This window comes from Parapusillimonas granuli (genome assembly GCF_013416525.1).
In the GTDB taxonomy this organism is placed as follows: Bacteria; Pseudomonadota; Gammaproteobacteria; order Burkholderiales; family Burkholderiaceae_B; genus Parapusillimonas; species Parapusillimonas granuli.
In genome coordinates this window covers 356651-371038 of the sequence record NZ_JACCEM010000003.1, presented here as the reverse complement: position 1 = coordinate 371038, position 14388 = coordinate 356651, and the positions used below count along the sequence as shown (strand labels likewise).

The 14388-nt window shown below is 67.0% G+C and carries 14 protein-coding genes; 5 read left to right on the top strand and 9 right to left on the bottom strand.

From position 1 onward, the window contains the following. Window positions 1–25 precede the first annotated feature (25 nt). Both H0A72_RS07005 and H0A72_RS07000 read right to left on the bottom strand, forming a co-directional pair. On the bottom strand, window positions 26–1036 hold the full coding sequence (locus H0A72_RS07005; protein WP_484555947.1) for an NAD(P)-dependent oxidoreductase: 1011 nt from the start codon (window positions 1034–1036) through the stop codon (window positions 26–28). Continuing rightward, window positions 943–1356, bottom strand: coding sequence for a carboxymuconolactone decarboxylase family protein (locus tag H0A72_RS07000; RefSeq protein ID WP_180154347.1), 414 nt, complete (start codon window positions 1354–1356; stop codon window positions 943–945). Before H0A72_RS07000 ends, H0A72_RS07005 begins: the two co-directional genes overlap by 94 nt. Before the next feature lie 138 nt (window positions 1357–1494). On the opposite strand from H0A72_RS07000, the gene H0A72_RS06995 reads away from it, so the two are divergent. From H0A72_RS06995 to H0A72_RS06985, 3 genes are all read left to right on the top strand, one after another. After that, window positions 1495–2865, top strand: a complete 1371-nt coding sequence (locus tag H0A72_RS06995) for an MmgE/PrpD family protein (RefSeq protein WP_180154346.1) — start codon at window positions 1495–1497, stop codon at window positions 2863–2865. An 83-nt stretch (window positions 2866–2948) separates the two neighbouring features. Continuing rightward, window positions 2949–3662 carry a GntR family transcriptional regulator gene (locus tag H0A72_RS06990; RefSeq protein ID WP_180154345.1) on the top strand — a complete coding sequence of 238 codons (714 nt, stop codon included), beginning with the start codon at window positions 2949–2951 and terminating at the stop codon, window positions 3660–3662. Window positions 3663–3836: 174 nt separating this feature from the next. After that, window positions 3837–4655, top strand: a complete 819-nt coding sequence (locus tag H0A72_RS06985) for an N-acyl homoserine lactonase family protein (protein WP_218953206.1) — start codon at window positions 3837–3839, stop codon at window positions 4653–4655. Here H0A72_RS06985 and H0A72_RS06980 read toward each other — a convergent pair. Genes H0A72_RS06980 through H0A72_RS06970 form a run of 3 tightly spaced genes read right to left on the bottom strand, consistent with a single transcriptional unit; the run spans window position 4626 to window position 7952 of the window. Then, window positions 4626–5228, bottom strand: a complete 603-nt coding sequence (locus H0A72_RS06980; protein WP_180154343.1) for a malonic semialdehyde reductase — start codon at window positions 5226–5228, stop codon at window positions 4626–4628. The two genes, H0A72_RS06985 and H0A72_RS06980, sit on opposite strands and share 30 nt — an antisense overlap. Then, window positions 5221–6939: an N-acyl-D-amino-acid deacylase family protein gene (locus tag H0A72_RS06975; RefSeq protein WP_180154342.1), complete on the bottom strand. Its 1719-nt coding sequence runs from the start codon at window positions 6937–6939 to the stop codon at window positions 5221–5223. The genes H0A72_RS06980 and H0A72_RS06975 overlap by 8 nt, the downstream gene beginning before the upstream one ends. 17 nt (window positions 6940–6956) lie before the next feature. Further along, window positions 6957–7952, bottom strand: a complete 996-nt coding sequence (locus H0A72_RS06970; RefSeq protein ID WP_180154341.1) for a Bug family tripartite tricarboxylate transporter substrate binding protein — start codon at window positions 7950–7952, stop codon at window positions 6957–6959. A 127-nt stretch (window positions 7953–8079) separates the two neighbouring features. On the opposite strand from H0A72_RS06970, the gene H0A72_RS06965 reads away from it, so the two are divergent. Then, the gene (locus H0A72_RS06965; protein ID WP_218953205.1) at window positions 8080–9054 is read left to right on the top strand and encodes a LysR family transcriptional regulator; all 975 of its coding nucleotides are present in this window, start codon (window positions 8080–8082) and stop codon (window positions 9052–9054) included. On the opposite strand, the gene yghX is transcribed toward H0A72_RS06965, so the two are convergent. Continuing rightward, complete coding sequence (gene yghX, locus H0A72_RS06960; RefSeq protein WP_180154340.1) at window positions 9051–9938, bottom strand: YghX family hydrolase; 888 nt, start codon at window positions 9936–9938, stop codon at window positions 9051–9053. The two genes, H0A72_RS06965 and yghX, sit on opposite strands and share 4 nt — an antisense overlap. Window positions 9939–10168: 230 nt before the next feature. Between yghX and H0A72_RS06955 the strand changes: the two genes are divergently transcribed. Next, window positions 10169–10588: an Hsp20/alpha crystallin family protein gene (locus tag H0A72_RS06955; protein WP_180154339.1), complete on the top strand. Its 420-nt coding sequence runs from the start codon at window positions 10169–10171 to the stop codon at window positions 10586–10588. A 55-nt stretch (window positions 10589–10643) separates the two neighbouring features. On the opposite strand, the gene H0A72_RS06950 is transcribed toward H0A72_RS06955, so the two are convergent. The 3 genes from H0A72_RS06950 to H0A72_RS06940 form a co-directional block, all read right to left on the bottom strand. Next, window positions 10644–11456 (bottom strand): IclR family transcriptional regulator, encoded by an 813-nt coding sequence (locus tag H0A72_RS06950; protein WP_180154338.1) that lies wholly within the window; start codon window positions 11454–11456, stop codon window positions 10644–10646. Continuing rightward, window positions 11453–12256 (bottom strand): IclR family transcriptional regulator, encoded by an 804-nt coding sequence (locus tag H0A72_RS06945; RefSeq protein ID WP_180154337.1) that lies wholly within the window; start codon window positions 12254–12256, stop codon window positions 11453–11455. The genes H0A72_RS06950 and H0A72_RS06945 overlap by 4 nt, the downstream gene beginning before the upstream one ends. 166 nt (window positions 12257–12422) lie before the next feature. Next, complete coding sequence (locus H0A72_RS06940) at window positions 12423–14387, bottom strand: acetyl/propionyl/methylcrotonyl-CoA carboxylase subunit alpha (protein ID WP_180154336.1); 1965 nt, start codon at window positions 14385–14387, stop codon at window positions 12423–12425. Window position 14388 lies beyond the last annotated feature (1 nt).

Here is a 14388-nt window from a genome sequence, read left to right as displayed (position 1 = left end):
GTGTCGACCGCGCCTTCGGGGTGGATCACGACGGCGCGGCGGTATTGCCGATCTGGGTGCCGGCCAGCTGTTCGCTGAGCAGCGCGACGGCGGTATGGTCGGCCTGCGGGCCCAGGATGGCGCCGGCCCCGGCCCACAGATTGCGGCACAGCTCCGCAAACGGCGCGTTGACGTCGTTTTCGTGCGCAATGCCCAGCGCGATGGTCAAGTCCTTGACCATGAGCGCCATGGCGAAGCCCGAGTCGAACTTGCGCGACAGCACGTACTGCTTGAACTTCTTCTGGGTGCTGTTGTTCATGCCCGTGGATACGTTCAGGACGTCGACCATGGTGGCCGGGTCTATGCCGAACCGGGACCCGATCAGCAGGGCCTCGATGCCGATGAGGAACCCGGCCGAGGACACGAGGTTGTTCAGCGCCTTCATGGCGTGGCCGGTGCCGATGCGCCCGGTGTGGATCACCTTGCCCAGCGCCGAAAGAATCGGCATGGCGGCGTCGATGTCGCGTTGTTCGCCGCCCGCCATGATGGTGAGCTCGCCGGTGCGCGCGCGCGGCACGCCGCCGGACACCGGCGCATCGAACAGCGCCACGCCCTGCCGCGCCAGGCGCTCGCTGAACGCCACCGTCTTGCTGGGAACGCCCGACGTCATTTCGATGACCACGGCGCCGCGCCGCAGCGCCGGGGCCATGCCGCCCTGGCCGAACAAGACTTCTTCGACGATGGCGCTGTTGGGCAATATGGTGATCACGGCGTCCGACTGCCCGGCCAGGCCCACCAGGGATTCGGCCGGCCGCAAGCCGTGTTCTTGCGCAAACGCGGCGGCGCGCTGCGCGTTGCTGTCGAAGACGGAGACCTGGTAGCCGGCTTTGATCAGGCAAGCCGCCATGGGGGCGCCCATGGCGCCCACGCCCACCAGGCCGACCCGGGGTTTGGGCGCGGCCATCATTGCGCCCCTGCGCCGGCGCGGCGCGCTTTTTCTTCGGCAATGACTTCCGCGGCGACTTTCATGCCGTCGAGCGCGGCGGGCACCCCGCAATAAATGGCCACGTGCAGGAAGATTTCCTTGATGTCGGCCGGCGTCAAGCCGTTGTTCAGGGCGCCGCGCGCGTGCAGCCGGATTTCGTGCGGCCGGTTCAAGGCCGAGAGCATGGCCAGGTTGATGATGCTGCGCGTGCGCCGGTCCAGGCCCGGGCGGCTCCAGAGTTCGCCCCAGCACCATTCGGTGACGAGTTTCTGCATGTCGGCGGTGAAGTCGTCGGCCGCATCGAGGGATTTCTGGACGTGCTCGGCGCCAAGCACTTCCTGGCGATTCTTGAGGCCCTTGGCAAACAGCTCGGTATTGAATTCTTCACGCATGGTCGTGCCGGCTCCTGTGAGGAAAGATGAAATTAGGGTAAATTATGAATCTCGAACTATCAATCTGTCAATATTACCGTAATACAATATTCTCGTATGCCTGAGTACAAGCGCGATCAACCACCAGAGGGTCCAGCCATGCATTCCTTTCCGTCCGGGCGCCATGATTCCGTGTCCACGCAATTGGCCGGCTTCATCCACGCGGCTTCGTGGGAGCAGGTGCCCGGATCCGTGCGCCACGAAATCAAGCGGGCCCTGCTCAATTATTTCGCGGTGTCCCTGGCCGGGTGCCGGGACCCTACCCTGGACAAGGCCGTGGGCGTTTATGCGCGCTATTCCGCCGCACCCTCCACGACCCTGGTCGGCCGCCGCGAACGCCTGGACATGCTCAATGCCGCGGCCATCAACGCCATGGCCGCGAACGTGTACGATTTCGACGACACGCACATCCCCACCATCATCCACCCCACCGCCCCCGTCGCCGCCGCCCTGTTCGCCCTGAGCGAAACCTTCCCGCTGCGCGGCCGCGATTTCATGATGGCCTTCCTGCTGGGCGTGGAAGCCGAATGCCGCATCGGGAACGCCGTCTCGCCTTTCCATTACGGCAAGGGCTGGCACATCACCTCGACCTGCGGCGTGTTCGGCGCGGCGCTGGCCGCGGGGCGCGCCCTGCGCCTGAACCCGGCGCAATTGTGCTGGGCGATGGGCTCGGCGGCATGCCAGGCCGCCGGCCTGGTCGAATGCCTGGGCACCATGTCCAAAAGCGTCAGCGTCGGCAATGCCGCGCGCAACGGCCTGCTGGCCTGCCTGCTGGCCCAAGAAGATTTCGACGGCCCCGCCCGGCCCCTGGAAGGCGTCCATGGCTTTCTCCCGGTGTACGGCCAGGCGCCCGACCCGGATGCCGTCACCCGCGATCTCGGCCAGCAATGGGAAATCAGCAAGGTGGCGTACAAGCCCTATCCCTGCGGCGTGGTGCTGAACCCCGTGCTGGACGCCTGCCTGTCCTTGTCCGCCCGCCTCGACGAGAACCGCTTGCGCGCCGTCGAGTCCATCACCTTGACCGGCCATCCGCTGCTGCGCCAGCGCACCGACCGGCCCGATCCGCGCAATGGGCGCGAATCCCAGGTAAGCGCCCAGCATGCCGTCCCCATGGCTTTGCTGCATGGGCGCGCCGGCCTGGATGCTTTCTCGGACGAGGCGGCGGCGGACCCGGCGGTGCGCAGGCTGGGGGCGCTGCTGCGCTTCCAGGACGACGCCGGCTATGCGATAGACAGCGCCGAGGTGGCGGTCCGCTTCCAGGGCGGCGAAACCGTTCGCGAGCACGTGGCCGTGGCGCGCGGCGCCCTGGAGCGCCCGCTTACCGACAAGGAGATCGAAGACAAACTGCGCGAGCTATGCCGCCATGGGCGTTCGGGCTGCGACGCCGCGCGCCTGATCGACGCGGTGTGGGGCCTGGACGGCTCGGCCGACGCGGCCGAGGCGGCGGGAATGGCCGCGGCCGTAGGCTAAACTTGCCCCCTATGCGTTCCGACACCCAAGCCGGCGGCGGGAGCGCCGCTTTTCAATGACTTCTCAAGGATACAGGCACTCATATGAAGTCCCCGGAAGACGATGATGATTTCAAGGTGCATCGTGTTGCAGCGGTGCTGCGCCATAGCGTTACGGAAAGCATACGCAACGCCATTCTTGCGGGCCGGTTTCATCCCGGAGACCGCCTGCCGGAGCGCGAACTATGCGAAATGACGGGCGTGAGCCGCACGCTGGTGCGCGAGGCCCTGCGCCAGCTGGAGACCGAAAGGCTGATCAAGGTCATTCCGCACCGTGGCCCGGTGGTGGAGACCATCACCCCCGAGCAGGCCGACGGCATATACCGGGTCCGCGAAGAACTGGAAGGGCTGGCAAGCCAGCTGTTCGCCCAGCGCGCAACGGCCAGGCAGCTCGACGCCCTCAAAGCCGCCTACGCGGAACTGGAGGCCTCCTGGTCCGGCAACGACGCCCTGAGCCAGCTGAAGGCCAAGAACAATTTCTACCGCTGCCTGCTCGAAGGCGCCGGCAACGAGGCCTTGTCCAACAGCCTGCGCCTGCTGAATTCGCAAATCATGCTGCTGCGGTCGATGTCGATGGCGGCCCCGGGGCGCGCGGCCAAGAGCCTGGCCGAACTCAGGGATCTGCTGAAGGCGCTCGAGGCCAAGGATGAAAAAGCGGCGCGCCGCGCGGGCGGGCGGCATGTGCGCAACGCCGCGGCGGTGGCCATCGGGCTGCTGCGCAAGGCCCAGGACGGCGAAGCCGCCCAGAAAAAGGCCTGAAGCGGCGGCCCTCGCCACGGCTGCCGCCCCGTCGGCCCGCCCTCCCTTCGCTGCCAGCCTTGGTCGACCGGTCATACTGTAATACAATTATATTGTCGGGCAGGCCAGCGCCAAGCTCGCGGTCGTCCGGCTCCGCGTAACGACTTCAAAGGCCGATCCATGGGCGCCCAGGGCATGCTTCCTTTCGAACTCTATGCAATCCGGTACGCGCGCCACCAGGGCCGCGCCGCGCAAGACAACTACATGGGGTCGGTGGACTTCCACGACGCGGACTCGGATCTCGATTACTACGTGTGGGTCGCCCGCCGGGGCGATGAAACCTATGTGGTCGACACCGGCTTCGACGAAGCGGCCGCGCGGGCCCGCGGCCGCGAACTGCTGCTGCCGGTGCCGGAAGGCCTGGCGCTGCTCGGCATCGACGCCGCCGCCGTCCGGGACGTGATCCTCACCCACTTGCACTACGACCATGCCGGCACGCTGGACCGCTTTCCGCGCGCCACTTTCCACATACAAGAGGCCGAATCCGCCTATGCCACCGGGCGCTGCATGTGCCACCCTGCCCTGCGCCACCCCTTCAACGTCGAGGACATCGTCCAGTTCGTCCGCAAGCTCTATGGCGGGCAGGTAAGATTCCATCGCGGCACCACCGAGCTGTCGCCCGGCCTGAGCCTGCATCTGGTGGGCGGGCACACCGCGGGCCTGCAGGTGCTGCGCGTCTGGACGCGGCGCGGCTGGGTGGTGCTGGCGTCGGACGCCACCCATCTTTATGGCAACATCGAACGCGGCATACCCTTCCCCATCGTCCACAACGTGGGCGACATGCTCGACGGTCATCGGCTGGTGTACAGCCTGGCCGACTCGCCGCGGCACGTCATTCCCGGCCACGACCCGCTGGTCATGCGCCGCTATCCGGCGGCGTCGCCCGCAACCGAGGGCAAGGTGGCAAGGCTGGATGTCCCGCCCTCAGGCCAGGACGCACGCGTCATCGAATGACAGCCTGGGCAGCCTCGGGCGCAGGCGGGCGTGGTCGCCGTAGCCCAGGTTGCACAGCAAATTGACTTCATATGCGCGGCCCGGAAAAAAAGCATGCGCGATGGCCGGGCCATCGAAGCCGCCCATGGGGCCGCAATCCAGGCCCAGCGCCCTGGCCGCCATGATGAAATAGCCGGCCTGCAGGCTGCCGTTGCGCAAGGCCGCCTCCCGGGTGGCGGCGGGGCTGCCGGTAAACCAGGACGCGGCTCCGGGCTCGTGCGGATAGAGCCTGGGCAGGTGCTCGTGGAAGGCCAGGTCATAGGCCAGGACGGCGGTGACGGGCGCCTTGCGGGTTTTTTCCCGGTTGCCGGCCGCCATCAGCGGCACCAGGCGGGCCTTGCCTTCCGCGCTGCTGACGAAGGCGATGCGCAGCGGCAGGCAGTTGGCCGAGGTGGGCCCCATGATGGTCATCGTGAACAGCCGGCGCAGCAGATCCGGGGAAACCGGCTGGTCCAGCCATGCGCCATGGGTGCGCCCATGCAGGAAGATGGCGGCCGCATCCCCGTGGCCGCCCTGGAGCGAAGCGTCACGCATGGATGCCTCCGGCGCGGCTGCGCAGCAGCTTGCCGGGCAAGACGCCGGTGGCCTGGCCGTGCTCGTAGATGGGCTGGCCGTTCACCACGGTGGCCACGTAGCCGTCGGCCCGCTGCACCAGGCGCCGCCCGCCGGCCGGCAGGTCGTACACCATTTCAGGGCAATGCAGCCTGAGCGCGTCGGGATCGATGATGTTCAGGTCGGCCTTGCGCCCCGCTTGCAGCACGCCCCGGTCATGCAGGCCGTAGACTCGGGCCGTGTCGAGCGTCTGGCGCTTCACCACCCATTCCAGAGGCAGGCGCGGCCCGCGCCGGCGGTCGCGCGTCCAGTAGCTGAGCATGAACGTCGGCATGCTGACGTCGCAGATATAGCCGCAGTGCGCACCGCCGTCGGACAGGCTGTTCACCGTGTTCTCGTGCCGCAGCATCTGATGCAGGTGATCCAGGTGCTCATAGGCGTAGTTGAAGGACGGGTAGTACAGGATCGCCTTGCCGTTCTTTTCGAGCATCAGGTCGTAGATGATGTCCAGCGGCGCCCGCCCGGTCCGCTGCGCGACGGCGGCGATGCTTTCGTCCGGCGACGGCTCGTAGTCCGGGTCGTCGCCCAGGGGGTAGATTTTGTGGAAGCTGCTGAACAGCGTGGTGGCGCGCCGGTCCAGCAAACCGGCGTTCTCCCGCATGATTTTCTTCCTGACGGCGGGGTCGCGCAACTGGGCGATCATTTCCTCGAATGGCAGCTTGCGCAAGACCTTGAAGGTCGGGTGCGCCACGAACGGATGCAGCGTGCTTTCCCAGGAAAACAAGATGCCCAGCGGCCGGCCGCTGATGCCGCCCAGCAGCGGCACGCCCTCTTCGCGGGCCTGGTCCAGTGTGGCCAGCAGCCGCTTCCACACATCGGGCGCATCGTCGGTCTGCTGCAGGTTGAACAGCACCGGCAGGCGATTGTGGCGGGCCAGGGCGTTCAGCCAGGGCATTTCCTGCTCCATCAGCGGATGGTTGGCGGTCATCTGGAACACGCCGTGGCCGGCCTCGCCCATCACGGTGCCCAGCGCCATCAGTTCCTCTTCGGTGGCAAAGGTGCCCGGGGGATACTTGCGCTGGTCGTATTTGTGCAGAAAGGTCTTGGACGTGGAGAACCCCATGGCGCCCGCGTCCAGCGCCTCGCGCAGCAGCCGGCGCATTTCCTGCAGGTCCGGCGGGGACGCCTCGTCGTGATGGACCGACCGGTCGCCCATGACGTACGTGCGCAGCGCCGAATGCGGGACCTGGGCCCCGATGTCCAGCGCCTTGGGCTTGCGGTCCAGCGCGTCCATGTATTCCGGGAAGGTTTCCCATTCCCACTGTATGCCTTCCGACAGCACGGAGCCGGGAATGTCTTCCACGCCTTCCATCACGGCAATCAGCCAATCGCGGCGATCTTGCTTGACGGGGGCGAAGCCGACGCCGCAATTGCCCATCACGGCGGTCGTTACCCCATGCCAGGTCGAAGGGCTGAGATAAGGATCCCAGGTGGCCTGCCCGTCGTAGTGCGTGTGTATGTCTATCCAGCCCGGCGTGACCAGGCAGCCGGCGGCGTCGATCTCCCGGCGGCCCGCGCCGGCGCGCCCGCCCGCCTGGACGATGGCGCCCTGCTCGATCGCCACATCGCCCGTGAACGAAGCCCGGCCCGTGCCATCGACGATGGTACCCCCGCGAATTACAAAATCATGCATGCTGCCGCCTCCAAGTTTCATTCGAGCCGGATGCCCGCGTCCCGGATGACGCTGCCCCAGCGTTCATAGTCGCTGCGTACGATCTTGGCGTACTCCGCCGGACCCGCGCCGCTGACCTCATTGCCGCCGTCTTCGATGTACTTCGCCACCTGCGGCGTATTCAGCGCCTTCCGGAATACCTCGGCGATCCGCTCCGCAAGCTCGGGCGGCAGATTGCCCGGCGCGAACAGGCCCTGCCAGCCCACGATGTTCAGGCCGGGCAAGCCCTGCTCTTCGAGCGTGGGCAAGTCCTTCAGCACTTTCAGCCGCTTGTCGGTGGCCGGCCCCAGAAGCTTGACCTGCCCCGCCCGCCATTTTTCGACGGCGCTGGAAGTGCCGTCGAAATACACTTGCACGTCGCCCGCCAGCAAGGCGCGGCTGGCGTCGGACGTGCCCTTGTAAGGCACGTGCACGATGTCGATGCCGCCCTCGCGCTTGAGGATCTCGCCGTTCAGGTGCGACGTGGAGCCCATGCTGTAAGAGGCGTAGTTCACCTTGCCCGGGTTCGCTTTTGCATACTCGATGAGCTCTTTGGTGGTGCTGAAGGGCGCGTCCTTGTTGGCGGAAAGCACCGTGGCCGAACGCACGACCTGCAGCACGGGCGTGAAGTCCTTGAATGCGTCGTAGGGCAGGTTCTTGACCAGATGCGGATTCTGGGTGTGCGTCACCACGATGGTGTACAGCAGGGTATAGCCGTCGGGCGCGGCGCGCGCGACGTGCTGCGCGCCGATGATGGTGCCCGCGCCGGGCTTGTTGTCGACGACCACCGGCGAACCGGTCTGCTCGGTGACTTTCTGCGCCAGCATGCGCGCCAGGGCGTCGGACCCCGAGCCCGCCGGAAAAGGCACCACGATGGTGATCGTCTTGCCGGCCGCGGGCCAGGCGGGCGCCGCGCCGGAAAGCGGCATGAAAAACATGCCGCCGACTGTCGCCAGACAGACGGCGGATTTCTGAATCCAGTTACTTGCGCGCATATCGTCTCCTTCCGTTTCTAGTTTTCTTGCGGCGGCATGGCTTGCCTTTCCGCCCTGGAAACTTTAGGCTTGGAATTGATATGAATCAAATGCAAACTTTTCCTACAGCTTATGAGTAATACTCATCATGGTTAGCTTGCGCACCTTGCGGCACTTTTCCGTGCTGGCCGAAGAACGCCACTATTCACGCGCCGCGTTGCGCCTGCATCTGACGCAATCGGCGCTCAGCCGCAGCATCCAGGCGCTGGAAGACAGCCTGGACGTCCAACTGCTGGACCGCTCCGCCTCCGGCCTGGCGCTCACTCCGGCGGGGCGCGCGGTACTGGAACATGCGCACCGGGTGCTGCAAGAGGCCGACGCGCTGCATCGGCGCGTGGAATCCCTGCATGGAATCGAAACCGGCGACGTGGCCATGGGCGCGGGCGTGTTCCCGGCCGCCGGCTTCCTGTCGCCTTTGCTGACCCGGCTTGCGCGCGACTATCCCGGCATATGCATGCGCGTCGAGATCGAAAGCTGGCAGCGCCTGCATGAAATGCTGGTGCGGGACAGCCTGGATTTCGTCGTGGCGATCACGCACAGCCTGCCGCCCTCGTCCGACTTCCTGCTGCGGCCCCTGCCGCCCCAGCACATCGGCTTGTTCGTGCGCGCGGGCCACCCGCTGCTGGCCGTCGGCCACCGCTCACTGCGCGCGGCACTGGCGGATTACCGCCTGGCGGCCACCCACCTGCCGCCCCGCGCCCGCAACCAGCTGGCGGCCCTGTACCGGCTGCCCCACAGCGACGCCCTGCCGCTCGCGCTGGAATGCAACAGCGTGGACACCTTGCTGACCGTCGCTTTGAACAGCGACGTGGTGATGCTGTGCGTCCGCGAGGCCATCCGGGAACCGCTGGCCGCGGGCGGCATCGTCCAGCTGCCGCTGGCCTATTCCAGCGAAGCCGAACTGGGCTGCAACATCATCCACCATGCGCGCCGCGAGCTCTCCCCGCCCGCCCTCAAGGTCGTCTCCCTGATCGAAGACCTCATGCATGCGGGCGCCTCGGGCATGCCGGGCGGCCCCGGCGACGCCATCGCCCTCCTGGAAAAGCAGGAAAGCGCGGATTAGCGCAGGTACCGGTTGAACCAGTCCACGGTGCGGCTCCAGGCCAGGTCGGCCGCCGCCTTGTCGTAGCGAGGGGTGGAGTCGTTATGGAAGCCGTGGTTGGTGCCCGGATAGACGTGGGCCTCGTACGTCTTGCCGTGCTGCTTGAGCGCCGCCTCATACGCCGGCCAGCCCTGGTTCACATTGGCATCGTTTTCGGCGAAATGCAGCAGCAAGGGCGCCTGGATGCGGGGCACGTCCTCGGGCTTGGCCTGGCGCCCGTAGAAGGGAACGGCCGCGCCCAGTTCCGGATAGGCGACCGCCGCGGCGTTGGCGACGCCGCCACCATAGCAGAACCCGGTGATGCCGACTTTCCCGCCGGCGCCCTCGTACGAGGCCATGAATTCGATCGCGGCGAAAAAGTCGTTCATCAGCTTCACGGGGTCGACCTTCTGTTGCAGCTGCCGCCCCTTGTCGTCATTGCCCGGATAGCCGCCCTGCGAGGTCAGCCCGTCCGGCGCGAGCGCGATGAAGCCGGCCTTGGCCACGCGCCGGGCCACGTCTTCTATATAGGGATTCAAGCCGCGATTCTCGTGCACCACGACGATCGCGGGCGGCTTGCCTTCCGCCTTGGCGGGCTTGACCAGATAGGCCCGCACCTGGCCGTGCCCCTGGGGAGAGGGGTAGGTGATGTATTCCGCGACGATGTCGGGGTCGGTGAAGGAAACCTGCTGGGCCAGCGCGTAATTGGGGCGCAGCGAAGCCAGAACGGCCGAGGCCGTCAGGCCGCCCAGGGCGAATTTCCCCGCCCGGCCGAGAAACTCGCGCTTGCTGATTTTTCCGTGCACATAGTGGTCGTAAAGTTCGAGCAGTTCGGGGGCGAAATCCTTGGCTGTCAGTCTCGTCATGGCGGCTCCTTTTCGTCGGTGGGCGCGAATGCATCCGCGAATTTCCGATTATGAAGCGGCCGCCCCGGATGATCCAGAAATTTCTTGATCCAGGTCAGGCTTCATGCGGGTTTCGGACCCTTTCCCGACCCTTGAAAACCTTGCGCCAGCCCATATTTATATGCCACGCAAGCCGGTGTCAACGGCCGGCCCGAAGCCAATGTTCAATGACTGATTTCAGGAGAATCAACATGAGCAACATCATCCGACGCGATCCCTTCAGCGATCTCTTCCGCGGCTTCTTCGTCCGTCCCATCGACTTCGGTTTCGATTCGGCTCTCGAATCGCCCGAAATGAGGGTGGACGTCAAGGAAAACGCCGACGGCTATCAAGTCCAGGCGGAGCTGCCGGGCATCAAGAAGGAAGACATCCACGTGCAGATCGACGGCCCGCGCGTTTCCATCACCGCCGAACGCAAGCAGGAAAGGCAGGAAAAGGACGGCGAGCGCGTGCTGCGCACCGAGCGCTACTTCGGACGGGTGTCCCGCAGCTTCCAGCTGAGCCAGGACGTGGACGAGGCCGGCGCCAGCGCCCGCTTCAACGACGGCGTCCTGGAACTGACCCTGCCCAAGAAGACCCAGGCGCAAGCCAAGCGCCTGACCATCTCGTAGCAAGCGGGAAAGAAGGGGCCGGGCTCCGCGGGGGCCCGGCCCCTTCGCACGGGCGTCATGCGGGCAGGCGTTCGAGGTCGCGCGAGATCTCGGCGGACACCTGCAGCAGGCGCGGGCCGATCTCCTCGATCAGTTCGCGCTCACGGTCGCTGCCGCCCAGCGACATGGCCGCAAGGGAATAGGCCGGAGCGCCCCGGTCGTACAGGGGCGTGGCGACGGAGCTCGTTTGACGGGTCACGGGCGACGCCATGAAGCAGAAGCCGCGTTCTTCGAGCTCCTGGAAGGCGGCGTAGACGCCCGGCATGAATCGGTGCGCGCCTTCCGCGCCGGCGTCCTTCAGGGCCTCGAACAGCTCCGCCTGCAAGCCCGGCTTCTGCGCCCACAGAAAGGCGCGCCCCGATGCCGAACGCGCCATCGGCACCAGCGCGCCGGTGGCCAGCCCGAGGTGGCTGAGCCCGCTGGGAACGGCGTGTTCCAGCACGAGCATCTGCAGGCGTTCCCTGGTCATCAGGCTGACATGGACGCCGAACTCTTCGGCGAAGCGCAGCATTTGCGGCGATGCCGCCTGCACGACCGGAAGCCCGCGCTTGACGGCGCGCCCCAATGCCAGGCAGGCCACGTCGGGGCCATACGCGCCGTTGACGTCCTGGCGCAGGAAATTCGCAGCCACCAAAGTGGCGATCAGCTTGGAGGCGGTGGCCCGCGGCAGGCCCAGCCGGCCGGCGATCTCGGCATGCGTGAGCATGGGCTCGCGGCCGTTGAACAGGTGCAGGATGTCGAGCCCGCGCTGCAGCGAATTCACCTGCCCGCCGCCGGCGGCTTCGAGCCCGAGCATGGGCGGATTCGGTTCGGCGGTCCTGCGTCTCATTCGGGGCTCCTGCGCGCCACGTCGCGTTCCAGGCGATGCTTGATTTCCAGCAGCCTGGGCGCGATCGCCGCCGCCAGGTGTTCCGCCGTCACCTGGTTGGCCGGAACGGCGAAGCCGAGCGCGTAGGCGTGCGGCCGGTCGGGCATGTCGATCACGACCGCGATGCCGTTGGTTCCGGTTTCCACGGTGCCTATGGCGATGCAATAGTCATGCGCCTGCATTTGGCGGACGGCGGCCTGGATCTCCGGTTCCAGCCGCTGCCAGTGCTCGGGATGCGCATGCGCGATGGCGGCCAGGAGCTTGGCGCGCTCTGTTTCGTTCATGGCGCCGATGACGGCCCTGCCCAGCGCCGACCGCGACAGGCTCAGGCGCGACCCGGGGTGCACGCGCAACCCGAACAGCATGCCCCGGCCATGGCAGACTTCCCGGCAGACCATTCTGAGCCCGTCCTGCGACGCCAGGACGATGGACCCGCTGTGGTCGTCCGCCAGCTGCTGCATCAAGGGTCTGGCCTGGGTCGTCAGCTCGCAGGCCGAGGCGGCCAGGTAGCCGAGAGCCAGCACCGACGTGCCCAGTTTGTACTGCGCTTTTTCCGGTGAATAGATGAGATAGCCGCTGGCGGTGAGATGCGCGGTGATCCGTGACACCGTGGGCTTGGGCACGCCCGTCCTGGCGGCGAGTTCCGTGTTCGAGCGCCAGGCGTTGTCCGGCTCGAAGGCCTGCAGGATGGCGAGTCCCCGCGCCAACACCCGGACACCGGTTCCACTGCCGTCCGCGCCGCGGTCCTCGATCTGATTCATGTAGGTCCTGTAAATCGAAAACGGAATTATAGGCCACCACGTCGGGGCAAGCCGGCTACGCGACGGATTTTAAAGAGAAACGCGCCCAGGCCGGGATCGATTCAAAACAAAATTAGCGCCTTGCATCCGGACGCCCGCGTATCCGCCGGCGGGCTCGCGTCGCGTTTCAGGACTCGCCGACCTCCACTTCGACCAGCAGGTCGCCCACGTTCACATTGGCGCCCACCGAGAAGTGGACGGCGGTCACCACCCCGCCTGTGGACGCCAGGACCTGGTTTTCCATCTTCATGGCCTCCACCACGGCCAGGACCTCGCCTTCGGCCACCCTGACGCCGACTTGCACGGGCAGCGCCGTGACGATGCCCGGCATGGGGGCGACCGCGGCGCCGGCGGCCTTGGCTTCATCGGCGTTGCGCGAACCGGCCGCCTGGAGGGTATGGCGGCTGCCGTCCAGCTGCAGCTCGACGGCCGTGCCGGTGTCGCAGGCCGCCCATGGGAGCCCGCCCACCGTGCCGCGATGGATTCCGTCCTCCGCCGGCAGGAAGCTTACCTGGAACGGCTGCCCGTCCACGCATGCCCGGATCCCGCCATCGATGAATGGCGCCAGATCGGCATGGACCAGGCGGTCTCCCGCCCAGAATCCCAAGCTTCCAAGAGGCGCCGCCGCGCTCAGCGAGCGCCGGTCCAGCACGCCGTCTTTTGCGCCCGCGCTCCAGGGGGAGGCCGATTCGGCCGGCTTGCCCAGGCGGGCCGCCGCGCAGGCGACGGCGGCCGCCACACCGGACCGCGGTTCATGCAGCGCCGTCGCCTCGTCCAGGTATTGGGTATGGATGTCGCCGCTCTGGACCCTGGGATCTTCGAGCACCCGCGTCAGGAATCCGAGATTGGTCGTCAGGCCGAGCAGGACCGTGCGCTGCAAGGCCTCGCGCATGCGTCTCAGCGCCTCCGGGCGGTTGTCGGCCCGCAGCACCAGCTTCGCCACCATGGGGTCGTAGAAGGCCGGGACGCCGTCCCCCGCGGCGACGCCCGCCTCGACTCTGATGCCTGGCGGCCACGCCACGCGCGACACCCGGCCCGGCGCCGGGCGAAAACCCGCCGCCGGATCTTCCGCATAGACCCTGCACTCGATCGCGCAACCCTGCGCCTCGATCCGCGATTGCGGCAACGGCAGCGGCTCGCCCGCCGCGACCCGCAGCTGCCACGCCACCAGATCCAGGCCGGTGATCTCTTCCGTCACCGGGTGCTCGACCTGCAGACGCGTATTCACTTCCAGGAAGTAGAAATCGTGGTCCTGGTCGACGATGAATTCGAAGGTTCCGGCGTTGACGTATCCGATGCTGGCGGCGCCCCGCAGCGCCGCCTCGTGCAGCCGCGCCCGGACGGCCGGCGGCAGGCCGATGGCGGGCGCTTCTTCGACCACTTTTTGATGGCGCCGCTGCAAGGTGCATTCGCGCTCGAACAGATGCACCACCCTGCCCTGTCGGTCCCCGAACACCTGCACCTCGACGTGCCTGGGCCGCTCGACGTAGCGCTCCACGATCAGCCGCCCGTCGCCGAAGCTGCTGCGCGCCACCCGGATCGCCGCCTCGATCGCCGGACGCAGGCCGGCCAGCGAACGCAGCACCTGCATGCCCTTCCCGCCGCCCCCGGCGCTGGGTTTGAGCAGGACCGGCAAGCCGATCTCGCGGATCATGCGTTCTATTTGCGCCGGGTCTTCGCTCGCCTCGACCATGCCGGGCACCGTCGGCACGCCGGCGTCCCGCATCAAGGACTTGGCGCGGGATTTGTCACCCAGCGCCTCGATCGTTTCCGGGCGCGGACCGATGAAGACCAGCCCCGCATCCTGCACCGACCGGGCGAAGCCCGCGTTCTCCGACAGAAAGCCATAGCCCGGATGGACCGCCTCGCAGCCGTGGCGCAGGGCGGCGGCGACGATCGCATCTCCTTTCAGATAGCTGTCCACGGCCGGCCCCGCCCCCAGGCAGACGGCCGCGGCGGCGCCCCGCAAATGCAGCGCGCCCGCATCGGCCGACGAGTGGACCGCCACGTATTCCACCCCCAGCTCCCGGCAAGTGCGGGCGATGCGGCAGGCGATCTCGCCGCGGTTGGCGATCAATATGCGTTTGAACATG